27 protein-coding genes are annotated in these 23,739 nt (G+C 52.4%); 3 read left to right on the top strand and 24 right to left on the bottom strand.

The window, feature by feature from the left end; genetic code table 11:
- Positions 1-194: 194 nt before the first annotated feature.
- The 7 genes from CVU71_16500 to CVU71_16530 all read right to left on the bottom strand — a co-directional run bounded on the left by CVU71_16500 (position 195) and on the right by CVU71_16530 (position 7,620).
- Positions 195-2,864 (bottom strand): acetyl-CoA synthetase, encoded by a 2,670-nt coding sequence (locus CVU71_16500; GenBank protein PKN17374.1) that lies wholly within the window; start codon positions 2,862-2,864, stop codon positions 195-197.
- Positions 2,865-2,922: 58 nt separating this feature from the next.
- On the bottom strand, positions 2,923-3,363 hold the full coding sequence (locus tag CVU71_16505) for a DUF1499 domain-containing protein (protein ID PKN17375.1): 441 nt from the start codon (positions 3,361-3,363) through the stop codon (positions 2,923-2,925).
- Between the two features lie 12 nt (positions 3,364-3,375).
- A complete protein-coding gene (locus tag CVU71_16510; GenBank protein PKN17376.1) occupies positions 3,376-4,086 on the bottom strand; it encodes a TVP38/TMEM64 family protein in 711 nt (236 codons plus the stop codon).
- The gene (locus CVU71_16515) at positions 4,083-5,549 is read right to left on the bottom strand and encodes a mercuric reductase (protein PKN17377.1); all 1,467 of its coding nucleotides are present in this window, start codon (positions 5,547-5,549) and stop codon (positions 4,083-4,085) included. Before CVU71_16515 ends, CVU71_16510 begins: the two co-directional genes overlap by 4 nt.
- A 140-nt stretch (positions 5,550-5,689) precedes the next feature.
- A complete protein-coding gene (locus CVU71_16520) occupies positions 5,690-6,790 on the bottom strand; it encodes a methionine sulfoxide reductase (protein ID PKN17378.1) in 1,101 nt (366 codons plus the stop codon).
- 162 nt (positions 6,791-6,952) lie between these two features.
- The gene (locus tag CVU71_16525; GenBank protein PKN17379.1) at positions 6,953-7,210 is read right to left on the bottom strand and encodes a hypothetical protein; all 258 of its coding nucleotides are present in this window, start codon (positions 7,208-7,210) and stop codon (positions 6,953-6,955) included.
- A gap of 128 nt (positions 7,211-7,338) precedes the next feature.
- Positions 7,339-7,620 carry a hypothetical protein gene (locus CVU71_16530; protein ID PKN17380.1) on the bottom strand — a complete coding sequence of 94 codons (282 nt, stop codon included), beginning with the start codon at positions 7,618-7,620 and terminating at the stop codon, positions 7,339-7,341.
- A gap of 254 nt (positions 7,621-7,874) precedes the next feature.
- On the opposite strand from CVU71_16530, the gene CVU71_16535 reads away from it, so the two are divergent.
- Entirely contained in the window at positions 7,875-8,096 is a 222-nt protein-coding gene (locus tag CVU71_16535; GenBank protein ID PKN17381.1) for a hypothetical protein, read from the top strand.
- A gap of 26 nt (positions 8,097-8,122) precedes the next feature.
- On the opposite strand, the gene CVU71_16540 is transcribed toward CVU71_16535, so the two are convergent.
- From CVU71_16540 to CVU71_16575, 8 genes are all read right to left on the bottom strand, one after another.
- Entirely contained in the window at positions 8,123-8,626 is a 504-nt protein-coding gene (locus tag CVU71_16540; protein ID PKN17429.1) for a cytochrome p460, read from the bottom strand.
- Between the two features lie 119 nt (positions 8,627-8,745).
- Positions 8,746-9,735 carry a formate dehydrogenase subunit gamma gene (locus CVU71_16545; protein ID PKN17382.1) on the bottom strand — a complete coding sequence of 330 codons (990 nt, stop codon included), beginning with the start codon at positions 9,733-9,735 and terminating at the stop codon, positions 8,746-8,748.
- A gap of 15 nt (positions 9,736-9,750) precedes the next feature.
- A complete protein-coding gene (locus tag CVU71_16550; GenBank protein ID PKN17383.1) occupies positions 9,751-9,939 on the bottom strand; it encodes a hypothetical protein in 189 nt (62 codons plus the stop codon).
- Positions 9,936-10,544, bottom strand: a complete 609-nt coding sequence (locus CVU71_16555; protein ID PKN17384.1) for a formate dehydrogenase — start codon at positions 10,542-10,544, stop codon at positions 9,936-9,938. Before CVU71_16555 ends, CVU71_16550 begins: the two co-directional genes overlap by 4 nt.
- Positions 10,545-10,622: 78 nt before the next feature.
- Positions 10,623-13,511: a formate dehydrogenase gene (locus CVU71_16560; GenBank protein ID PKN17385.1), complete on the bottom strand. Its 2,889-nt coding sequence runs from the start codon at positions 13,509-13,511 to the stop codon at positions 10,623-10,625.
- A gap of 35 nt (positions 13,512-13,546) precedes the next feature.
- Complete coding sequence (locus CVU71_16565; protein PKN17386.1) at positions 13,547-13,744, bottom strand: formate dehydrogenase; 198 nt, start codon at positions 13,742-13,744, stop codon at positions 13,547-13,549.
- A 4-nt stretch (positions 13,745-13,748) separates the two neighbouring features.
- The gene (locus CVU71_16570) at positions 13,749-14,408 is read right to left on the bottom strand and encodes a hypothetical protein (GenBank protein ID PKN17387.1); all 660 of its coding nucleotides are present in this window, start codon (positions 14,406-14,408) and stop codon (positions 13,749-13,751) included.
- On the bottom strand, positions 14,384-15,883 hold the full coding sequence (locus CVU71_16575) for a hypothetical protein (protein ID PKN17388.1): 1,500 nt from the start codon (positions 15,881-15,883) through the stop codon (positions 14,384-14,386). Before CVU71_16575 ends, CVU71_16570 begins: the two co-directional genes overlap by 25 nt.
- An 88-nt stretch (positions 15,884-15,971) precedes the next feature.
- On the opposite strand from CVU71_16575, the gene CVU71_16580 reads away from it, so the two are divergent.
- Entirely contained in the window at positions 15,972-16,190 is a 219-nt protein-coding gene (locus tag CVU71_16580) for a hypothetical protein (GenBank protein PKN17389.1), read from the top strand.
- Here the strand turns inward: CVU71_16580 and CVU71_16585 are convergent.
- The 8 genes from CVU71_16585 to CVU71_16620 all read right to left on the bottom strand — a co-directional run bounded on the left by CVU71_16585 (position 16,173) and on the right by CVU71_16620 (position 21,357).
- Complete coding sequence (locus tag CVU71_16585) at positions 16,173-17,273, bottom strand: alcohol dehydrogenase (GenBank protein ID PKN17430.1); 1,101 nt, start codon at positions 17,271-17,273, stop codon at positions 16,173-16,175. The two genes, CVU71_16580 and CVU71_16585, sit on opposite strands and share 18 nt — an antisense overlap.
- A 217-nt stretch (positions 17,274-17,490) precedes the next feature.
- A complete protein-coding gene (locus tag CVU71_16590; protein PKN17390.1) occupies positions 17,491-17,991 on the bottom strand; it encodes a hypothetical protein in 501 nt (166 codons plus the stop codon).
- 99 nt (positions 17,992-18,090) lie between these two features.
- On the bottom strand, positions 18,091-18,516 hold the full coding sequence (locus CVU71_16595) for an OsmC family peroxiredoxin (protein PKN17391.1): 426 nt from the start codon (positions 18,514-18,516) through the stop codon (positions 18,091-18,093).
- 89 nt (positions 18,517-18,605) lie between these two features.
- Entirely contained in the window at positions 18,606-19,205 is a 600-nt protein-coding gene (locus CVU71_16600) for a hypothetical protein (GenBank protein PKN17431.1), read from the bottom strand.
- Between the two features lie 262 nt (positions 19,206-19,467).
- The gene (locus CVU71_16605; GenBank protein PKN17432.1) at positions 19,468-19,887 is read right to left on the bottom strand and encodes a hypothetical protein; all 420 of its coding nucleotides are present in this window, start codon (positions 19,885-19,887) and stop codon (positions 19,468-19,470) included.
- Between the two features lie 137 nt (positions 19,888-20,024).
- Positions 20,025-20,483, bottom strand: coding sequence for a universal stress protein (locus tag CVU71_16610; protein ID PKN17392.1), 459 nt, complete (start codon positions 20,481-20,483; stop codon positions 20,025-20,027).
- Positions 20,484-20,606: 123 nt separating this feature from the next.
- A complete protein-coding gene (locus CVU71_16615) occupies positions 20,607-21,143 on the bottom strand; it encodes a ferritin (protein ID PKN17393.1) in 537 nt (178 codons plus the stop codon).
- 31 nt (positions 21,144-21,174) lie between these two features.
- Positions 21,175-21,357 (bottom strand): hypothetical protein, encoded by a 183-nt coding sequence (locus CVU71_16620; GenBank protein PKN17394.1) that lies wholly within the window; start codon positions 21,355-21,357, stop codon positions 21,175-21,177.
- A gap of 238 nt (positions 21,358-21,595) precedes the next feature.
- Here CVU71_16620 and CVU71_16625 point away from each other — a divergent pair, with 238 nt between their 5' ends.
- Positions 21,596-22,222 carry a hypothetical protein gene (locus CVU71_16625; GenBank protein PKN17395.1) on the top strand — a complete coding sequence of 209 codons (627 nt, stop codon included), beginning with the start codon at positions 21,596-21,598 and terminating at the stop codon, positions 22,220-22,222.
- 125 nt (positions 22,223-22,347) lie between these two features.
- Here the strand turns inward: CVU71_16625 and CVU71_16630 are convergent, their stop codons facing one another.
- Positions 22,348-23,682 carry a hypothetical protein gene (locus CVU71_16630; protein PKN17396.1) on the bottom strand — a complete coding sequence of 445 codons (1,335 nt, stop codon included), beginning with the start codon at positions 23,680-23,682 and terminating at the stop codon, positions 22,348-22,350.
- Positions 23,683-23,739 lie beyond the last annotated feature (57 nt).

Below are 23,739 nucleotides of genomic sequence, written 5' to 3' on the forward strand. Positions count from 1 at the left end.
CACCTCCCCGTACGTTTTTTATCGGATTAACCTATTGACTGTCACCATTATTCCATCCAGGAACCCAACTTCTCAGGTCAGGCATTTTAAAAAACTCATGACATCCTTTGCAGACTTCCCGGTCTGTCAGCCTGTCCGTCCCGAGGCCTTCCCTCTGAAGGACTCCGCGCTGCCGGGATGCCCTGAAAAGAAGCTTACTTCAAGTGCAAAGTCATTTTCAACAGATCATAAGACGTTTTATTCTGGGCCATGCCCAGTTTTGCTGTCAGGTTGACCATCTTGCGGTTCGAAGGCTCGATGTAGCCATAGAATTCCTCCAGACCCTTTTCATCGGCGATGCCGATGATGACATCCACCAATTTGGCGGCAAGACCCTGTCCCTGATAATCATCATGGACGAGAACGGAAAACTCGCATTTTCTGCTGTCCGGCTCGATCACAAAGCTTCCGATGCCGATGATCCGCCGTTTCCCCTTCTCGTTTATTTCAGCCACAATGGCCATTTCGCGGTCATAGTCGATATTACAAAAACGGGCGTGCATTTCATGAGTAATGGTCTTGATGGTCTGGTAAAACCGCTCCCGCAGCGTGGCCGGGGAAAGGGAGGTGAACATCTCATGTTCCAGGGGTTCGTCTTCGGGCTTGATGGGGCGGAGGATGGCCTCCGTGCCGCCCCGGAGATGCCACCGCGTGATATAACGCGCCGGGTAAGGGGTAATGACCAGATGCGGATAAGGCGTTTCCTTCAGGCCGTCGGGCCGGTCAAGAATGATCCGGGCGTCAAGGGCTACAGCCTTTCCGTCGCTGATGGCCAGGGGATTCATATCCATCATGAGAATCTCCGGAAAATCGACAATCAGATTGGAGAGGCTCACGATGATTTGTTCCAACTGCCGCAGATCTGCCGGCTTTTTCCCCCGGTAGCCCTGCAGCATCTTATAGACCCTGGTATCCTCCATGAGTCTTCTGGCCAGAGCCTGGTTCAGGGGGGGAAGTCCTACGGCAAAGTCCCGGAAGATCTCCACCCCGATCCCCCCCATGCCGAAGAGGATCACCGCACCATAGTCCGGATCTTTTTTTGCCCCCAGAATCAATTCATAATCGATGACCTCGACCATCTTTTGAACCGTAACACCATGAATGGCCGCCCCGGGCTGGCGTTCTCTGACGCGTTCGATCAGCCGGTCGTATTCCCTCCTTAATTCGGAAGGCGTTGTGATGCCGCGGACGACGCCTCCCACATCCTGACGGAAGATGATATCCGGGGAGGATATTTTGAGTACGACAGGATATCCGATTGTATGGGCATAACCTGCGGCTTCCTCCGCATTCAGGGCCGTAAAGGTTTGAATCAGGGGAATACCGTAATTGGTCAGGAATTTTCGGGAGTCTTCATCCGTCAGAATAAAACCGTTTTCCCGGGAAACGCGGCGGACCAGCGATTTAAGATGATTTTTGGACGGCGCTTCGTCCACCGACAATTCGGACGGTGTTTCGTTCAGATCGCGGAGGTTTCGTTCATAATCATACATATACAGATAGGTCCGCACGGCCGCTTCCGGTGTATCGTAGACGGGGACGCCGCTTTTCAGCAGAATATCCCGGCCGCGGTTAACCTCCTCACGTCCCAGCCAGCTGGCGATAACCGGTTTGGAGGCGTTTTTGACAAAAGAGGTCAGCGTGCCTGCCAGCTCCTCATCATCGACTGCATCCATTCTGGCAAACAGAACCAGGATGCCGTCAATACCCGGATCGCCGAGGCAGATTTGCAGGGTATTCTCATAACGCCTGGCATCGGCTGTCCTTTGAATATCCACGGGATTTCCCCGATTCCAGGAAGCCGGCAGCAGCCCGTTCAGCGATGCGACCGTTTCATCCGACAATTGAGCGAGCGCGCCTCCCGAACGCCGGAGCCGGTTGGCCGCCATCAGGCCTGCGCCGGTTGTGTTGGTAATAATGGCCAGCCTGGGTCCACGGGGGAGATTCCGTGAATAGAGGACATCAGCCGTATTATAGAGATCCTGCGCTTCCCGGACCCGGACGACGCCCAACCGCCGGAGGAGAGCGTCAAAGACATCCTCCGGTCCGGCCAGCATATCCGTGTGGGATTGCTTTTCTGGGAAGCCGTTCGGCACAGGGGGCGGTTTCAAAAGGACGATGGGCTTGTAACGGGAAAATCCACGGGCGGCGCTGGCAAATTTTTTAATATCGCCGATCCGGTCTTCCATATAGATCATGATACTCCGCGTGTGCGAATCGTTGCCGAGATAATCGATGAGATCGCCGAAGTCGATGTCGATGCCCGACCCCAGGGAAGCCAGCATGCTGAAGCTGACATGGGCATGCATCCCCCAGTCAAAAAGGGTTTTCTCAAAGGCGCTGCTCTGGGTCAGAAGCGCGATATTGCCCATTTCGGGGACGGAGCTGAGGCCGGATGCGCAAAGGCCCGCATGGGGCCGGATCACACCCAGGCAGGATGGTCCGAGAATTCTCAGCGGGTAATTTTTTTTAATGCGGATGATCTCTTCCTCGAGAAGGCGGCCTTCGATGCCTGCCTCCCGGAACCCATCTGTAATGATGATCAACCCGTCCACGCCGGCCCGCCCACAGGCATCGACAATCCCCGGCACGGTGGTGGCGGGGGAGGCTACAATAGCAAGATCGATATGTTCGGGGATGTCCCCGATGCTGTCATAGCAATGGAAATGACACACCGTCTTCTGGTTGGGATTGACCGTGAAGATCTTTCGCTCCTTGCAGGCCTGGAGGTTGTCGATGAGGACCCTCCCCAGAGATCCTTCTTTTTCACTGGCACCGATGACAGCAATCGTCGCCGGATCGAACATGCGCTTCAGATTATCCATCGTTCACTTCTCTCTTGATATAAGATAATGCTCACGTCCATGAGTGGGTCCGCCCCGGTTATTTTACGAATCTCCTGCGTATTTCTTCAACACGTTTGCGGTTGACTCCCATATCGGAATAGCCGACCCGGGAGGCGCTGCGCACATGAATCACCTTTTCCGGAGCAGGCAAATAAAACTCGACGTCATCTACGAACCGGAAGATCAATGATCTGGCCTCCGCGTGAAGATAATCATCTTTCTCTTCGACAATCTTCATCCGCGTCATCTCAGTCAGCACTTTTTTCAGTTTCGCGCAGGCTTCGGCGCGGCTGCCGGTATAGACTAGCGGAGCAACAGCATGTCCGGAATCACCGGCCTGCGACGAAACACAATTGGGACTTTTCGGGCATACTTTAAGAGGGCCGCCGCCAGAACCGCTGAACGGGGAGCCGCTTTGCGCAAAACACGATCCGCTCGTGAGGAACAACGCCGGCAATAACCAGAACAGCACTTTCATGGTGATCTCCTTTCAATTCTTGGCGGAAAGTTCCGCAGGTTTTCCGCTTTTGCTTTTCATCAGTTTCCTCGCCAGCACCGGGCTGATGACCAGAATGCCCAGAAGAACAAAGGCCGTCATGACCGGCCAGGAAAGAATATCGCCGGGTTTATCGATGATTCCCAGCTGGCGGCCGGCGTAAATATAAACAAAAGAACCGGGGAGGATGCCGGCCATCGTGGTCCAGGTGAAAGTTGCGAGCGGCACGCGGGTCAACCCGGCAAGAACATTGATGAGAAAGAAGGGAAAGACCGGAACCAATCGCGCTGTCAGCAGGTAATGGCGGCCATTTTCGGCAATCTCGCTGTTGAATGACGCAAGTTTTTCTTTGTAACGCGTTTGAATCCAGTCACCGAGCAGATACCGCGCCGCCAGAAAAGCCATCACAGCGCCCAGGGAAGCGGCAATGTTCACATAAATCAAGCCGTAGAAACCGAAAAGAAAACCGGCGGTGAGCGTCAGAACGGTTGCGCCGGGAATCGACAAAGCCACTGCGGCAATATAGATCAGCATAAAAATTGCCACGGTAAAAAGATAGTGCTCCCCGGTAAACGTAAGGAGCTGATCCCGATGCTGCCGGAAAACCTCCATGCTTAAAAGTTGATCCCATCCGAAAACGCGAATCAGGACCAGGATAGCCGCAAATCCCAGTGCGATGAGAATTTTGGGATAAGCCGGTTTCATTTTGATCTCCTGAATAATTTTATCAACCGGACAAACGGATTTGCCTGTATTCTGTCGATATAGGCGCTGCGGGCGGCTTGCTTCACAATGTCGTTATAAGCCGGATAGGCATGGATGACACGGTCGAGTTTAAAAAGGGGTATCCCCAGTGACTTGGCCGCGTGCAACTCGTGCATGACTTCCGTCGCCCTCTCCCCCAGAATATGAATACCCAGAATGGCTCCTTTTTTATCGCAGATAATTTTCGCCAGACCTGATTTTACGCGATCGGTAACGGCCCGGTCAATACCCGAATACGGAACCCGGTAGACACGGACACCCGATCCATGTCGTTCTTTTGCCTCCTGTTCGGTCGCCCCGCTGCGGGCAAGCTCCGGGTCAGTCAGAGTGCACCAGGGAATGTGGTCATAGTTTACTTTCCTGTGGATGGGCAGGAGCGCATTGGCCGTTGCCGTAATAGCCTGATAGTTGGCTACATGACTGAACTGATACGGACCCACAACATCGCCTGCGGCATAAATATTTTTTGCGGTTGTCCGGAGATATTCATCCACCCGGATGCCTTTTGTATCATAAGCAACGCCTGCCGCTTCCAGGTTGAGGCCATCCGTATGGGGCCTCCGGCCGACGGCCACCAGGAGACTCTCCGCCGTTATCCTGCCCGGGGCGCCGCTTCTTTCATAAAACAAGGTTATGCCGTGTTCCGATCCCTTAACCGAGACGGCTTTCGCGCCGGTCAGGATCGAGACGCCCTCACCTGTCAACTTCTCAGTAAGGATATCCACCAGCTCGCGGTCTTCACGGATCAGGATGGTCTGCGCCATTTCCACCAGAGACACTTTTACACCCAACCGGGTAAAGGCAGTGGACAATTCGGCGCCGATGGGGCCTCCACCCAGGATAATCAGGGAGGCAGGGATTTTTTCCATGGAGAAGATTGTTTCGTTGGTAAAATAGTTCAGCTGTTCAAGACCCGGTATGGGCGGGACCAGCGGGCCGGAACCGGTGGCAATAATGAATTTCCCGGCGGACAGATTCTTTCCGTTTACGGAAAGAACCGTTTCATTGACGAAGGACACCTTCGCATCTTCGATGACGGTAATGCCCATCTTTTGAAAATGCCCGGGCCTCTCCGTATCGTAAATGTCCTGTACAATGGCCCGCACGCTCTCCATAACCCGGCCATTGCCGACACGGACAGACCCCTCAAGGGTCAGGCCAAACTGCTCGGCCCTGCTGATCATTTGCGCCGCTTTGGCCGAACCCAGCAGCGACTTACTGGGAATGCAGCCGGACCAGGTACATTCACCACCGATTTTTTTTTTATCCACCATGGCGGTTCGTTTGCCAAGACCTGCCGCCATCCTGGCAGCGGTGATGCCGCCTCCGCCGCCTCCGATCACCATCAGATCAAAATCAAATTTCCCCATATAATTTTTTCCTGTTTCGCCGCCGAATTTCATGGCTCATGCGGCTGATCGCGCCTGTGCAATTCCCGGCTAAGCTTCCGAAATCACCCGTCTCAAATAACCCGATCAGGCGGGCAGAAAAAGCTCAGCGGCGCGCTGTGCTTCGCAGAACGTTCCGGCATCTGCAAAACAGTTTATTGAACCGGTGTAAATAATTTCAGATACCGGCCGTAACCTTCTTTTTCCAGATCTTCTTTGGGAATAAAACGAAGGGCCGCCGAATTCATGCAATAACGCAGGCCGGTAGGCTTAGGTCCGTCGGGGAAGACATGCCCCAAATGAGAATCACCGTGTTTGCTGCGCACTTCCGTCCGTGTGGTAAAAAGGCTGCGATCTTCTTTTTCCACAACGGCGGACGGCTCCAGGGGTTTGGTGAAACTGGGCCACCCGGTGCCGGAATCATATTTGTCCAGTGAGCTGAAAAGGGGTTCTCCGGATACGATATCCACATAGATGCCTTCCCGCTTGTTCTTATCGTACTCATTTTGAAAAGGTGGCTCGGTGCCGTTTTTCTGAGTGACTTCATACTGCATTTTAGTGAGTTTCTTTTTTAACGTGGCGTCATCGGGCTTTTTGTAACTGCTGCCTGAGACGGGTTCCGTGGTCGAGTCGTTTCCCCAGATTTTCGCAAGAAAGACGTTACGACCCGAGCCGCTGCGGTAATATTTGTAACGGAGCGGGTTTTTTTTGTAATAATCCTGGTGGTATTCCTCCGCCGGATAAAATGTGTCCAGTTTCAGGATTTCCGTAACAATGGGTCTGTTGAATTTTCCGGACTTTCCCAGAGCGGCCAGAACATTTTCAGCGGTCTTTTTTTCTTCAGCGTTTGCATAAAAAATGGCGCTGCGATAAGCCGGACCGCGATCCGCAAATTGTCCGCCCGCATCCGTCGGATCCATATGCTTCAGGAAATAGTTCAAAATCTGTTCAAACGATAACCGGCCGGGATCGTAATAAACCTGAACGGCTTCAATGTAGCCCATTCTCGAATAGGTTTCATAGGTCGGACCGGCCCCTTGACCGCCCGTATAACCGGAAACAACCTTGATCACGCCCGGCAGCTTCTCCAGGTCTGCTTCCACGCACCAGAAGCACCCGCCGGCCAGCGTGGCTATTTTCTCACTTTTTGTCTCCTGAGTTGGCGTCATTTTTTTCCCCTCCGCTGATTGGGTATTGCCGTTCTGGCAACCCAAAACAAAACTTAATATTACCAGACAGGTTAAAAGTTTTTTCATAGTTATTCTCTCCGACTTAGAAAGCAGTCAAGGAAGGACCTGATCCTGATTCAGAACCGGCGGGCCCGCGATATCGTTTCCCGCCTCAGCCGGGCATCATTCAGTGAAAAGGGTCCGCTGCAACCATTGTCTCCGCAAGACTAATCCGGCTGCCGCGCGGGACTACTTTTGCTGCGACGCCCGGATCTTTGCCCCGGACAATGGGCCGCCCAGGATGGCACTGACATAGCAAAGGTCGAATGCTCCGGCACTCAGCGGCAAAAGACTGAAGACCATGGCGATGATTCCCAGCGGATGATCTCTGAACAGGTAACCGGCTGCGAGCAATCCGGCGCCGGCAATCAGGCGTAAAACGCGGCCGGCCGTACTATTGATGAATCGCGCAAACCCCGATCGATTAAAAGATTCAGCCATGCTCATAATTTCCCTCCCTGATGATATCGTACGGTGTTTCCACCATAAGCATATTGCTTTCTTACGGATCGTTTCGACCAATCATTGTGTCAGTATAAAAAATCAGCATCGCCGGCCTTTCATAACCGGCTGCGTTATTTCAGCCACAGCGCATGCTCTTCCTGCAGGCGGGCAAGCGTAAACTTTTTCAATCGGGCTTTCGCTTTATTGTTAAAACGGGAGGCCGCGTGATTTTTTTTATACGTTGAAACCCCTTTGGTTTTTTCCCTGTCATCGGGCAGTAAACCGGCATTATCAATCACAGAGGCATATATTTTTGCCGATTGGTCCCAAATCGTATTGACTGCACCATATGTATTGTCCGGTAACACGTTGTCCAATCCGATCACTTCTCCGGCCATCAGTTGATGATTCATATTTCATATCTCCTTCATAATTTAACTTTTGCCGCTTCCAATTTTTACACGTTGAAGCGGGACAACGATTGTCATGGTCGTCATCTTTTCTTTGATATTTTTCTCTTCCGGCAGACTAATGTGAGCTGGGGACAAAAACAATACTGATTAAGTGTGAGGGAAACAGTAGGTAATGCCTACCATATAAGATAATACTAACAAATTCAGGGGGCTGCACTCAATGGTTAATATCTTCTTCATCGGGTACCCGGAACGTGCGTTTTCTGACAATTTATATCTGGATGGAATATTTTTTTGCCGGTTCCGCCGTTGAAAGAACAAGGACGATAATGCCCCCGCGATCATCAGAAAAAGACAAAGGCCACGGCACAAAACCCAAATATCTCCGCAAGCGGCGTGGATGGGAAAATCAGTGCATACCCGTAGCTGAACCATACCTCAAAGCCGTCATCCGCCTGTTTTTTTACAACAGGTAATCGCGCACCTCCTTCACGGAGTAAGATTACCGGCGGGGATAACCGGTAAAGATAAAATCTTTCTGTTTCACAGCCGTATGGCATTGATGGCAGTCCTGAACGAAAGAGGCATCTTTGCCAAACGGTGCAAAGGTTGAGGTTTTGGCATCATACACAAACCGCGCATATCCCCAGCCATCGGAATCACGGAATCTTTGGGAATCCTTGATAATGAACTCAACTCTTTTGAGAACGTCAGGCTCCAGAGCAGCGGGAAAATCGGGATTTTTCCTGTCCGACCAGCCTATTTTTACGATGGTGGATCCGTCGGGAAAAAGTTTGCCGTTGCCGGGGATGCCTTCCTGATAAGCGTTGATCATGACCGGATTGCCGAGGATGATCCTGACTTCATGGTTGTCCGTCCTGTAGCTCGGCGCGATGACCTGCCAGGTTTCATATCCCCTGATCTCGGAAAAAGATATTCCGTTTGGCGCTTTCAGTTCATATTTATTCTGTGCGACGACGGTGATGCCACCCGCCATCATGAGCATAGACGCGACAAGAAACATGACAAAAATAATCATTTTTTTCATGACCGGCATCTCCTCGTTGTCGAATATTGTTTTGCAGGTTTTGTGTCGCCCGGGTGATCAAAGACGGCTTGCGGCCGTCAGGGTGTTTCCGAATCCGGTTTTCCGGCATTCTCCCGGGTCATTTCTTCGTACCAGAGATCATGGTTCTGCTGGGCCCATACGGCATCCACTGAACCCGTCCACATGGCTTCAAAAGCCCCTTCCACGCCCAGCGTGCCCATATAGATGTGGCCGAAGGAAACCGTAACGAAGATGACGGCGACTGAGGCATGAATGATGTGAGCTACCTGCATGGTGAAACGGCTCTGATTCCAGATGGGGAAATCAAGCAGAACCCCGGTGATTCCCACGGCGCTGCCGAAAATGAAGATCAGCCAGAACCAGCCCTTCTCCCCGGCGTTGACTCTGCCGATATGGGGCGGGGTCCCGTGGCCGATCATCCCTCCCATGGTCTTAAACCACGCCAGATCGATCTTTTCGGGAATATTGAAGCGGACCCAGAGGATAAACTCCAGCAGGAATCCGATGAGCAAGAGCGGTCCGCCATAATTGTGCAGCACTTTTGCCGCCTCGAGATATCCGGACGTGAGCCAGTGGCCGAACACCGGTATCAGAAGGTACCGTCCCAGAAGAAGGCTCAAACCCGTAACCGCCATGACAATAAACAGCGCCGCCGTATACCAGTGCACGATCCGTTCCCGAAGCGTGAAACGGACGATTTTCACGCCGGACCGGGGTCTGGTTAATTTTTCGGGTCCCACCGTCCGGTAAAACACGGCCATGCCCGCCAGCGCCAGCACGATGATCCAGGGAGAAAACCTGGCGACAAGCCCGTTGCGGATTTCACGCCAGTTCTCGCCACTGTTTTGAATCAGGACGGTGTGACCCTGTGCCGGCGTCGATGTATAAGCCGGCAGGCCATCCCGGACGGCTCTCCAGACATTGGCCCGCGGGTTGCTTGGATCCGAACCAACCACCTGATAGGACATCACTCCGCCGAGAAGCGACAGAAGCACTGCCATGATCACAAGGCGCCTGACGGGCAGATTGCTGCTTTTTGTTGTCATAAAGCCTCCTCTTTTTCAGCGATCGGTCTGCACAAGTTTCAAGCGATTGATCAATTCCTGCTGCTGGTTTTGCACCAGCACCGGATCCTGAACGCCCTTATAAACACCTGGTTCATGCATGGTGACGCTGCGGGGTTCCGGAGAACATCCCGAAAATCCCATCAAAGCAATCAGCGCCAATATCATAGTGTATTTGAGCTTCATGGATTTTTCCCCCTGCCTGATTTAAAATTGTAAGCGGTTTCCCATCCCCATGCTTCGGGGCGGCTGCCGCGCCGGGTAATGCGTTCCAGATATATCTCGGAAACGACATTGCCGTCCCCGGCCAGCAGGGCCTTGGTGGCGCACATCTCGGCGCACAGCGGCAGTTTGCCCTCGGCAATCCGGTTGCGGCCGTATTTTTTATACTCTTCAACCGTATTGTCCTTCCCCGGCCCTCCCGCGCAGAAAGTGCATTTATCCATTTTGCCGCGGGCCGCGAAAGAATTCTCTTCCGGAAACTGCGGCGCGCCGAACGGACAGGCATAGAAGCAATAGCCGCATCCGATGCACAGATCCTTGTCATGCAGCACAATGCCGTCCGGAGTTGTATAAAAACAATCGACTGGACAGACCGCAGCGCAGGGCGCGTCCGTGCAGTGCATACAGGCCACGGAGATGGATTTTTCGCCGCGCTCCCCGTCCTTCAGGGTAACCACATGACGCCGGTTGATACCCCACGGCACATCATGCTCATTGTTGCAGGCCGTAACGCAGCCATTGCATTCAATGCAGCGTTCGGTGTCACAGAGAAATTTCATTCTAGCCATGGTTCGTCTCCTTTTCATAAGCGGAAATTATTTTCCGCAGAAAATAATTTCGCCGGGCATTCATCTCGCTCCCCGGGCCTATGCCGGTGTAATGCGGCAAAGCGTTGCCTTGGTTTCCTGCATCTGTGTGACGGAATCGTATCCATAGGTGGTGGCGGTATTGCAGGATTCACCGCGGACATAGGGCGCCAGACCTTCCGGGTAGCGGTCATAAAGATCTTTCCCCTGAAACCAGCCACCGAAATGGAAGGGCGTCCAGACGGTTCCGGGGCCGACCCGCTTTGTAATCATGGCCCGCACTTTGATCCGGCCGCCTTCGGCGCCTTCAAGCCAGATATACTGCCAATTCGTGATATGGGCATCGGCTGCGTCTTTCGGATTGATTTCCGCAAACATCTCCGGCTGAAGCTTGGCCAGCCAGGGCTCCGAACGCTGTTCCTCGCCGCCGCCTTCAAATTCCGTCAGCCGGCCGCTGGTGAAAATCAGTGGATATTTGATGCTGTGGTTGACCGACTGAATCGATGCGTAGCGCGTGGGCAGCCGAAAGAACGCTTTGCGATCGGCATACGTCGGATATTTTTTGGCCAGGTCGAAGCGCGGGGTATACAGCGGCTCCCGGTGGACGGGAATAGGATCAGGATAGGTCCATACGTTGCAGCGGGCCCGACCGTTGCCGAAAGGCACGCAGCCGTGTTTAATCGCTACCCGCTGAATGCCGCCGGAGAGATCCGTCTTCCAGTTTTTGCCTTCCGCTTCCTTCTTTTCGGCTTCGGTCAGATCATTCCACCAGCCCAGTTTTTTGAGGATATCCGCGGTAAATTCCGGGTAGCCGTCTTTGATGTCCGATCCTTTTGCATACGCGCCGCTGGCGAGCAGGTTCTGGCCATTATAGTCCGTTCCCCAGGCGGCCCGGAAAACAGAGCCGCCCTCGGCCACGGGCTTGCTCGGATCATACAGGATGGGTGTGCCCGGATGCTTCATTTCGGGTTTGCCCCAGCAGGGCCAGGGCAGTCCGTAATAGTCGCCCTTGCAGGGGCCCGCATCGGCTTTCAGAGTCAGGGTATTGAAAGTTCCCCGGTATTTGGCATGCATCTTGAGGCGCTCCGGGCTCTGGCCCGTATAGCCGATCGTCCAGGCACCGCGGTTAATTTCCCTCAAAACATCTTCAATGACTGGTTCATCGTTTACGACCTTGATGTTTTTAAACATCTGATCGGCAAAGCCCAGTTTCCTGGCCAGTTTGTAAAGAATAACATGGTCCGGCAGGGATTCGTAAAGCGGCTCAATGATCCTGTCACGCCACTGCAGCGACCGGTTGGACGCCGTTGCAGAGCCTGCGCTCTCATACTGTGTGGAGGTCGGGAGCAGATAGGTGTCGTTTTTACGATCGCTCATAACCGACATATGCGTCGGGTACGGATCCGAGATCACGACCATATCCAGTTTCTCCAACGCCTTTTTCATTTCCACGCCGCGTGTCTGGCTGTTCGCGGCATGCCCCTGAAAGATAACGGCGCGAAGGTTGTCTTTTTGCGAGAGATTATCCTTGGCCTCCATCACCCCGTCGATCCACCGCGAAACCGGAATGCCGGGGATGTTCATGGTATAAGCCATTTTGCCGCCGCCGGCGTCATACTGTCTGGTCATGTCAAAACGGGATTTGATCCATTCGTAATCAACGCCCCAGACTCTGGCCCAATGCTGCCAGGAACCTTCGGCCAGGCCGTAATAGCAGGACAGCGTATGGCAGTTCGGCCCGACATCCGTTGCGCCCTGCACGTTGTCGTGGCCGCGGAAAATATTGGCGCCGCCGCCCGACATGCCGATGTTACCCAGGGCCAGCTGGAAGATGCTGAAGAGACGGACCGTATGGCTCCCCATATGGTGCTGGGTTATGCCCATGCACCAGACAATGGTGCCGGGCCGGTTCTGCGCCATCGTTTGGGCGATCTCGAATACCTGCTTTTCCGGTATCCCGGTGACATTCTCCACTTCCTGGGGCGGCCATTTCTGCACTTCTTTGCGGATGTCATCCATGGCATAAACCCGCTGGGCGATAAACTCCTTGTCTTCCCAGCCGTTCTTGAACACGTGCCACAGCAGGCCGTAGATGAAGGGAATGTCCGTGCCCGACCGGATGCGGGCGTAAATGTCGGCATGGGCGGCCGTGCGGGTAAAGCGCGGATCGACCACAATCATCTTCGCCCCTGCTTCCTTGGCGCGCAGGACATGCTGCATAGCAACGGGGTGCGCTTCAGCGGCATTGCTCCCCAGAAACAGCATGGCCTTGCTGTTTCTCATATCGTTATAGGAATTGGTCATCGCGCCGTATCCCCAGGTATTGGCCACACCGTCCACAGTCGTGGAATGACAGATGCGCGCCTGGTTATCGACGTTGTTGGTGCCCCAGAAAGCGGCGAATTTCCCCTGCAGGTAAGCGCCTTCATTGCTCGCTTTGGACGATCCGCAGAAGAATAAGGCATCCGGCCCCGATTCCCGCCTGATTTTCAAAAGTTTGTCGCCGATTTCATTGATCGCCTGCTCCCAGGACAGACGGGTCCAGACGCCATTGACCAGCTTCATGGGATATTTGATGCGCTTGTGGCCGAAGCCGTGGCCTCTGGCGGCTGCACCCTTGGCGCAGTGTGCTCCGAGATTTAAAGGCGACTCGTAGTCCGGCTCCTGGCCGGTCCAGACGCCGTTTTGAACTTCGGCGATAATGCCGCAGCCGACGGAACAGTGGGTGCAGATGGTGCGCCGGTACTGGGTCTGCTCATCGGGCTTCGGGAAATTTCTCTTTTCCTCGTCGGTTGCCTGCCTCATACAGGCCAGCGGCAGCAGGCTGATCAAGGCGCCGCTTCCCAGCGCCACCCCGCCCCGGATCAAAAAAGTCCTCCGGTTGATGCCATCGGGAGATGCAGGTTCGGAGGAAACCCGCTCGAACCGTTTTTTATTGGATGATTTCATGAGTGTCATTCCTCCAGTCTCTTATCGATCGTTGTTTATTGACCCGCCGTTTCATAATATTTTTTGATATGAGCCGTCAGCCGGTAACCCTGATCCGCAGGCTTCGGCTCTTTGTCGGGAGTGGCAGGATCGGACACAATTTTTTTGCTAACCCCCGCGAAGAGGGCGGATCCGCCCAGCAACACCGCTCGCTTAAGGAATGTCCGCCGGCCGCTTGAGACTTTGATTTCCATCGCACTATTCTCCTTCCCCGGTAAAATTATGGTTTTTTGCCGCATCAGGCAGAAAGACGCTTTCGGTTTCCAGAAATGATCCGCCGAATCGGCCTGCGGACCGGTAAAAAGCGCCGTTTGCGGCTTCCTCGATATCGCTAAATAAATGCATCATCCACGGCGTGATATGCCGGTTAAAGAATGCCGTCTGTTCGACATAATCGATGCCGCTTTGTTTCCGGGTAATGATGGCCATGATTTCACAGAGCGCACCCGCATGATCTTCCGAGTCATGCCAGTCCGCCTGTCTTACAATACCAATGTGCATCAGATCGGCGCGCAGAGCGGCCAGCGGCGCCGACTGAATCTTTTTTTCCGTATACCAGGACTCATAGGGGATGATCCGGCCGCAACCGAGACCGATGAAAAGCCGGTTGTATTCTTTTTGAACGGCGGCCGGCTGAAAGGCCTGACCTGCCAGCTTCAGCGCGGCAAACGCATTTTCCAGCTTCTCCGGAAGCCCTGCATCCCAGTATAAAGTCATCAGGATCTCCATCATCACTTCGGACGGAGGGCCTTGCAGAAGAGATGCCAGCAGGGCATAGCCGTCAGAGCGCAGGGCTGCATAGGAGTTGATCCAGGACCACGGATGGTTCTTTTTTATCGTACCGGAAATTGATTCCATGTTTTCATATCCTCAGAAAGCAGTGCATCCCGCGTCCGGCAGGTGCGGCACATTTGCAGGCGGCTTAATTGCCGTTCGTTTCCGAACATCCAATGGCCGGCAAGGTTGTTTTGGATGCGGTTGATCATGGCCTGGGAGGCAAAAGGAATACCGCATGCAATACACCGGGCCGTTTGAGATTCATGGAGCGCCACGGCGGTTTCCAGCCTGTCCGGATCACAGAGCATACGAGGCTGCAAACGAATGGATTTTTCGGGGCATATGTCCTCACACAAACGGCACTGGTGGCAGCGGGATTCAATCAATTCGAGTTTCGGCACGCTGCCTGCCGCAAGCAGGGCTTTGGAAGGACAGGCATCAACGCAGGCCATGCATAAGGTGCAGGTCGAATCGACCACGATCGTCCCGAAAGGAGAGCCATCCGGAAGGGGCAGTGAGGGCTGCTGCGCGTTGAACCGGTCATGGAGCCGCTGTACCGCCATTCTGAGCAGTGTTCGTTTATCAGGTTGATGAGAAAACTCATCCGGCAATGGAAAAGGCTCATCCGCTGGCATTGCACAGTCCGGTACCACAAAAATTTCTTTTTCAGACTGATGGTTGTCGGGTGGAACGGTAAAACGAATTCTGTCCTCGGGCGCTCCCAATCCGCGCAGGATGGCCCGGCCCAGCCGGGTCTGCCACCGGACCGCGTCAATCACGGCCGGAGTATTTTCCGGATCACAGACGACAACCACATTGCCTGCCCCGTATATCAGAGCGGCCAGCAGCATTTCCGCGCCGACATGGCTGATATGATCCATTACCATGATTTTATGATCGGGGCTGCATTCATCCATCGGGAATGTTGCATACCGGTCGTCTTCATCATCCGAAATGATCAGTGTTGTGACAGGGGCATGGCCGGTCAGCAGGCGCCTTAAAGCATCCAGCCGCTCTGCTTGGGAGGGGTAAACCAGCTGAATGGCGTCCGTCGGACAAACCAGAGCGCAGCTGCCGCAACCCCGGCAAATATCGTGGTTAAAGGATATTCTCCCTCCGGCGGACTGGATGGCTTTCTGCGGACAAACCGCAAGACATTGCCCGCAGCCGCTTTTGCGGGAGCGTCCATGCAGACAACGGGTCTCCTGAAAAAGCGTAAATTGCGCCACGGACACGGACGGCAAATTTGTGGATTCATCCGCTTCGTTTCCCCGTCCGGCATGGTTCGGGAGAACGGATTTGTCGGACGATAGAGCCGCATTGCCGCCGCAATGCCGGATCTTCATCTGATGAAGCATGTCGGCGGTTACAACACCGTCGAGCGTCTGGAAGGTTCGACAGTTTCCGTTAAGATCGCTCAGGTCGTCTTGAAAATTGAATTCGGCAGAATGGAAATCGATGGTGATGCCTGAGGCCGTCTTGTAGCCTCCTGCCGCAACCGGATCTTTCCCGTCACCGGAAAGCTCAGCTTGTTCTCCTTCCATTGCATTTTTCATATCATTTTCCCGGCATGTAAGATATTCCTTTAGCCATTTTGATTGAGGTGACGACGTTAACCGCTGGCTTCTTCTTTCCGGAAACCCTATGGTAAATTATGCCGTCGTGAGGCTGAACACAATGATGATAAAGTGTAAGCAGATTGGCAGGTCAAGCCTATCATCCCGTTTGGACAAACAGCCGCAAAGCAAAATTGGGAAACTCAGCATGATGGGAAATAGGATCCGGGGCGCGTTCCTGTTCGGAAAGCAGGTAAGATGCCGGCTTCCGGACGCAAAGGCCGTGAGATCATCTCTCCATGAGTAGAACGGGTTTAATCGTCTTGCCGCTCAAAGAATCTTTCATGGCCCGGTTGATATCTTTAAAATCATAAAACTTCAAAAGCCGATCAAAGGGAAATCGGCCCGAGTGATATAATTTTATCAGCCGGGGAATGAAAATCTGCGGGACGGAATCCCCTTCCACAACATGCACGGCTTTCATCCCCCGGGGCAGAAAATCAGGTGTATCATTGCCGGTGAAGAAGGCAATGGTGCCTTTTTTTCCGGCAATCTCCGGTGTGAGATGAAGCATCTGGTCGTTGCCGGTGGTTTCCAGCACGTAATTCACGCCGTTTGCGGCAATTTCTCTTATGGCCGATGCCGCATTCATCTTACGGCTGTTGATGATATGCGTCGCCCCCAGCGCAAGCGCGACGTTCAACCTGTATGGCGAAATATCCACACCGATGATCGGACAGGCGCCCGCAACACGGGCCGCCATGACGGCCGCAAGGCCGACGGCACCCGTGCCGAAAACGGCGACGCTTTCACCCCTGCGAACATGCAGCATGTTCATCACCGTACCCGCCCCCGTTTGCATTCCGCAGCCCAGCGGTGCAAGAACTTTCAACGGCAGTTTCCGGGAAACCTTGACCATGTTGCGCTCCGTTGCCAGGACATGGGAAGCAAAGGAGGACTGGCCCAGAAAGTGGCCACGCACACCGCTTGCCTCCAGGGCATTACTCCCGTCCGCTCTGTGAAAACCGAAATTCAGCTCATAAAAACGACGGCATTTATTCGGTCTCCCGCTTTTGCATGGATGACATGTTCCGCAGGATTGATAAGACAAAATGACATGATCACCGGGCCGCACAGCCTTGACTTTGCTTCCGGTTAATTCGACGACGCCCGCCCCTTCATGACCCAGCACCAGCGGTCCGTCGGATGCCTCCCAGTGGTGCACCATGCTGATATCCGTATGACATACACCGCAGGCCACGATCCTGATTAATGCCTCCGAATCCTGCGGACCTTCCATTTCCAGCGTTTCGATTTTGAGCGGACCGTCCTGTTTGCACACAACGGCTGCCCGAATTTTGATGCGGGTTGATTTTTTTATCGGAACCATAACGGCTTCTTTTTTTGATGCTGCCCCTTCACCGGCTCCATGCAGAATACCCATCACTCCCCAACCGCGTGTTTCAGGCGTTGCCTTTACAAAAACGCCCGCAAAGCGAAACGGTTTACAGATGGCCGATCAGGAGGAGCAGCATAATGGCCAGCCCATGCAATACCCACCAGCCCGGCTTGAACAACATGAAATACTGCATCATGATATCCTCCTTTTATTTCCAGAAGTAGACACCGATGAGGTAAACGGCGGTTAACGTCACCATGTGCACAAACCAGAATCCCATGTTCGGAAAACGGAAAAATCTGCCGGTTCGCCTCGCACCATCGGGTTGTTTCATCACGGCGTCCATTTCAAAAAGGGCTTTGCCCAGTGCAAATTTCCCCCAGAGAATCACAATGTCGGCAAACAGCGTTCCCAGCAGGATTGTCCCGAACGTCCAAACCTGCGGCGGATGTTCAATGGAAAAACGCGTCATGGCAATGGTGCCGACGATGACGGTCATGCCGTTGAGAAGGTAGGCGAAAGGAATTGTTGAGCGGAAGATAAATAGAACGGGAATGATAAACACACTGATCAATCCGGCTATGGCCGGTATCCAATACTGCGCGTTTTCGGCAACCGGATGGATTCTCAGATGAAGCAGCCAGCCGCCCAGCGCCAGGAAAAAGACGGCCAGTATCAATATCAACCGGAGATAATCTTTCTTTTTCATCCCGCATCTCACCTTCAGGCAATTATTATACCGCACCGGGCATCATCAGCAACCGCATTTCTTTCGAATGGTTCGCTCCTGAACGGGACCGTTATGGTCTCAGGGCTCCAAAACGGTATCCATCGTAATGCTGGCATTCAGTACTTTTGATACCGGACATCCCTCTTTGGCTTTTTTTGCCGCTGCGTTAAAGGCATCACCGGATGCTCCGGGTATTTTTGCCTTGACGTCAAGATGGACAGCGGTAATGGAAAAGCCGTCGCCCTGTTTTTCGATGGTGACGGTTGCCGTTGTCCGGATGGTATCGGCGGTCAGCCCCGCCGCGCCCAGTTGTCCGGACAGGGCCATGGAGAAGCAGCCGGCGTGCGCCGCGGCAATCAGTTCTTCCGGATTAGTCCCGATGCCGTTTTCAAAACGGCTGACAAATGAGTATTGTGTCCCGGATAAGACACCGCTGTCCGTGGTCAAAGATCCGCGGCCATCCTTTATTCCGCCCATCCATACTGCTGAAGCTTTGCGTTTCATGGAGCAATCTCCTTTAACTGATGATAACGGTGAACATGCTAATCGACTGTATTTTCTGCGCGGGCAAAGGTCTCCATGCTGTCTTTTACCTAATGCATGTGCCCTTTCTTCATATCATGCTTGGCAGCAGGATTTTTAGCCCCTTTATGATGTTTGTCATGCGGATCTTTGCCGGCTGCGTCAAGATAGATCCGCTCCACATAATGTGTATATTCAACATACGCTGCGACAAACTCCCTGCCCTGCTCGACACTGTCATCCTTATGCCGGTAAGTCGCTGCCGCACGCTCGAAACGATTTTGAATACCGGCTGCAACATTGTCCGTGACCATTTTGACCAGGGCATCAGCAGAGCCGCCTGCCAGGGATCTATCTGCTTGCGTAATGACGGGCAAAACGTCACCTGCCGGTTTCAATCCGGTAAAAGGCGCTCCTTCTCCGTCCCGATGAATCTTGACGAGGGTCGCAAAAAAATGATGCTCCGCCTGGTCGGCGTTTTTCTTGCCCTGGGCGCGCTCGGCCCTGGCAAAGGCCGTACGAACGGCTTTCTCATCTTTTTGTTTCACCCACTTGAGCACCGGCGTGACATCTTTGGCCGCCAGGGCTTTCCTCGCATCCTGAATAACAGGTCCGTCCAAAGTATCGCAATGGGCGGAGGCAAAGCCATAAATCAGGAGAATCAGGGCCATTACAACGGCAGCAAGCAAAAGCGGCCGGGCGAAAACCGATTTCTTCTTCAGCGTGGCATTCCAGCCATTGGGCCATGTGGTATCCATGATGTTAAAAACCGAAAGTGCAGCTTTATGATTTGGAGCCAGGGAAAGTCCATACGGCATGGTCTTGCTGCAATTTCTATTCAACCAGCTGACATCAAGAACCGGTTTGGTGTTATTCATGATCTTTCTCCTTATGGCATTATTCTTAACAGCGGTTCCCTGTCCTTCATCGATGCTATTTAACCGGGAAGTTATCCGGATTGATAACAAACCATATATTGTTCACCCCCTGGCCGTTGGTTTCGCCGGGATTCTTGTCATTAACCCAGTAATAGAGCGGGTAGCCTCTGAAGGTTGTCTGCTTCAGGCCGTCTCCTCTGGTAATCGTTCCAAAATCCGCCGCCTCTGTTCCCTGGGGAGCGGCAACCGCTTCCCGGTAATAGACGGGCCATTTTTCCAGACAAGGACCGGCGCAGGCGCTCTTTCCTGCTGAATCCTTTTTAAACATATACAGGGCATGACCTTCCGTATCCGTAAGATACTTTCCAATTCCATCCTTTTTTTGAATTTTAACGGCATGATGCATCCCCATGACGGCGCTGATTCCCAACACCAGCACCCCGACTACAACCAGGAACATTGTGATTTTTTTCATTTCCATCTCCTTTTTTATTGATGATTGCTTCTCAAGATTGGAACGGTCAGGGATGCTTTTATCAAGATGCCCGATCGGAGCTTCGTCATTATCCGGTAAAAGCGCCCCTCCGGCCGCCGTTTTAAATTTCACAAAGATCAGCTTCTCACCAGCAACACGGGGCATTTGGCTTTCTTCATGACTTTATCGACAACACCGCCCATTAAATTGCTCAAAATGCCCGTCTTTCCGTGGGATGCAATGACGATTAAATCAATGCCTTTTTCTTCCTGTTCTTTGAGGATCTCTTCATAAGGGATGCCTCTTTTCGTATCGTAAATAATTTCGATGCCGGAGTCTCCGTCCATAACTTTTTTAGCTTCCTGCTGGAGTTTTTCCTTGGCATTTTTGATGCTGTCTTCAAGAATTTTCCGCACATCCCCTTCATTCAGACAATAATCAACGGCACATTGCTGAAATCCATCATCGATCACATGCAGGAGATAAATCTTGGCTTTATTCTGCAAAGCAATGTCGATCGCCTGTTTCATTGCGTTATCCGCATAAACAGAAAAATCCGTCGGTACTAAAATTTTCTTCGGTGCAAACATAATCATGTCCTCCTTTTTTTTCTTATGTGGTTTTTAAACCAGGCGTCCTATTTCTCACTCGTCTTCGCCGGATCGCTCATGCGCGTGTGTCAGCGGAGGAATCCGGATCGTTTCAGCCGTATCTAATTTTCACGCAACAACATTGTAAGCCGCAGGATTAAGCGGCGATCCCGCCGGAAAGACGCGTGCCGCGAGTTCCCGATCCACCATCAGGATGCCTTCCTTGGAGTCTTCCACTCTGATCAGATCCCGACAAACTTTATCCGTGTTTTTTTCTTCTTCAATCTGTTCGTTTAAAAACCAGGAGAGCAGGGGCTCCGAAGTATAATCATTTTCCTCACGGGATATTTTGGTCAGATTGATGATCTTCCCCGTAATAAATTTCTCATGTTCATAGGCGTTCTGCCAGGCTTCCAGTGGATTCTTCCATGATGTTTTGATCTGCTTGATATCCAGCAGGGTCACCTGCCCGCCCCGGTCAAGAATGTGATCAAAAAATTTCATGGCATGGATCATTTCTTCATGCGCCTGACAACGCATCCAGTGCGCCATGCCGTCCAGATTCTGGGAATGAAAATAAGCAACCATTGATAAATAAACATAGTAGGACACCAATTCATGCTTGATCTGATCATTCATGGCCTGCCTGACTTTTTCTCCAATCATTATGTTTACCCTCCCTTCAGGATATTATTTCTTACAAATCGTTCGTCATTTCCATCTTGGCCATGTTCACGTATTCCGGCGGCGCCTGCAGGAGGGCCACGACATTGGACTTGTGTTCTATGGCCGGAACATCATCTTGAAGAAACCGGCCCACAAAATTGTTGATGCGGCCTTTCAACTGATGCCATTCCTGTTCCGAATCCTGTTGATTCATGATGTGTCCTCCTTGTTCAATTTTGTTTGTTTTTATAATGGAATATCGAATAGCACCGGTAATGACAATACTGATTAATTGTAAGCAGAGTAGTAGGTAATGCCTACTAATATGGACGATAAGACAACTGAATTAAGCCGTTGCGGCAGGGAAGGGTTTGCACGGTTCACGATCGCCCGCATTGTTGAGAATCCGTGGTAGTCTTTGACAAATATCACAAGTGTGCGATAATGAAGTTATGAAAAGATTTGTCCTTATTTTTGCCATTTTGATTTCAGCCTCCTGCGCCGGTCAGCAGATTAAGCCCTATGTGATTCCGCAACACGTTCAGGAACGCACACCGGATATTCTTTCCAATTACACCAGCGCCGTTGCCTGCATGGACATAAAAAAAGACGGGGAAACCCTCCGTCTGGGCCTTAATCCGGGCAAGAAACCTAACGCGTGGGTCAATGAAGAAGATAACATTATTATCACTGAAGGCCTTTTCCAGTTTGACAATGACACGATTACCTTTGTCCTCGCCCATGAACTTTCTCACATAAAATTGAAGCACATCCAGAATAAACAAGCGGTCAGCCTTGCGACAACCGGAGCGTTCATTGTTGCCGGTGCTTTTATTCCGGGAATCGGTTTGCTCAATTACGCCGTCAATCCGGCTGTCACCAATAATTACAGCAAGGTCCAGGAGTATGAAGCCGACAAGCTGGCGTCCGAAACGCTTATCCGCTGCTTTAATATTTCTCTTGATCGGCAAATCGAAATTCTTCAATCCATGCAAGCCGCCACCAAAGACGGCGGCGGTTTCTGGGATCAACATCCGTCCTGGGACAACCGGATAAAAAACATTAACAACAAGCCATAAGGTTTCATTACCGGGATTATTTATCCGGAAAGGCCATGTCCGGAGTTGCGACGTCTCTGTTTCCCCCGCAGGTATTCATTTCCAACACCACCTTGTTTTGAGCCAAGACCACATCCAGCAAGCGTTCAGATGGAGCTGACGGTTGCCTGCACCTTTTCCTGTACTTCAGCAAGCAGGGTGTCGATATCCGCTTCACTCAACGACAGAAGTTGCAGGACATCGCTTAAATCCGGGGGTTGCTCTTCGAACATGCTGAAGCCTATCCGGCGTGTCAACATGTTTGCGAGATAAAGAATAATAACCATATTCCGCGAATCGGCGGAAATCTCCGGGGCTTCATGGGTGCTAACGGCTTTAATCAGGCTTTCTTCAAATCCCCAGCGCTGGAAGACGGCGCCGCCGAAACCGGCATGAACCGTCTGAATCACTGCCATGATGTCATCCAGTTTGAACTCCGGAGATTTGCCCTTCATGGCAAGATTCAAGGTCATGGCATGCAGCAGCAGCACCTTGCCGATATCATGGGTCAACCCCAGAAGAAATATCGTGTCTTCGTCTTCGCCATTATGTTTTTTAACAATGGCCCGCGCCACATACGCCGTTGCAATGGCATGATGAAAAAGTTTATCCATAACGGCTTTCACCGGCGCGCTATCCGCCTTATAGAGCGATTTCATGGCGATGGTGGATACAATGCCTTTGGTATCTTTTATGCCGACGAGGGTCAAGGCCTGAACAATGGATTTGACCTTGCCCTGTCCTCCATAATGAACAGAATTGGCCATACTTAAGAGCCGCAGCGTCACAATCTGATCCTGTTCGATGCACGCGGCGATATCTTCGAGGGTGACATCGGGCAGTCGGAGAACCTCCTGAATCTTCTGGATGAGGGCGGGAAATGCGGGCAGTTCGATTTTACCTTTTTTGAACGCTTCGATGACATCCTTGACGGCATTCAGAAGGACCTTTCCTTCCGGATGCGCGGAATTTGCCGCAGGCCCCCCGTTTGTTTTTGCATCTTTTGTAACGGGGCTCATCCCGCCTTTTGCAGAACTCGTTTCCGACGGACTGATCAGCCCCACCTTGATCAGCTTTTTTGCCAGGGTGTCGCGATCGAAGGGTTTGGCGATATAATCGTTACATCCGGTCTGAATGGCCGTAACGATCGTATCTTTGTCCGCCGAAGCCGTCACCATGATAATAATCGTCCTCTTGTCCGCCGGCACTTCTTTTTGTTTCTCCATGGCCCGGATTTGAAAAAGGACGTCCAGCCCGCTCATATCGGGCATGGAAATATCAAGGGTAATCAGGTCAAAAGGCTTCTGATTCTCCCATGCGGTTTTAAATGCCTCGATGGCTGCTTTTCCACTTTCCACAGCTGCGCATTCGCCATAACCGGTCATGATCCGTTCCATGAGCTTCCGGCTGACGAGTTCATCATCCGCTATCAATATCTTCATTTGCCGCTCCAATCAGATATAGTGTAGAATCACGATATAACCCTGCTGCTTACCGTA

It is taken from the genome of Deltaproteobacteria bacterium HGW-Deltaproteobacteria-6 (genome assembly GCA_002840435.1).
In the GTDB taxonomy this organism is placed as follows: domain Bacteria; phylum Desulfobacterota; class Syntrophia; order Syntrophales; family Smithellaceae; genus UBA8904.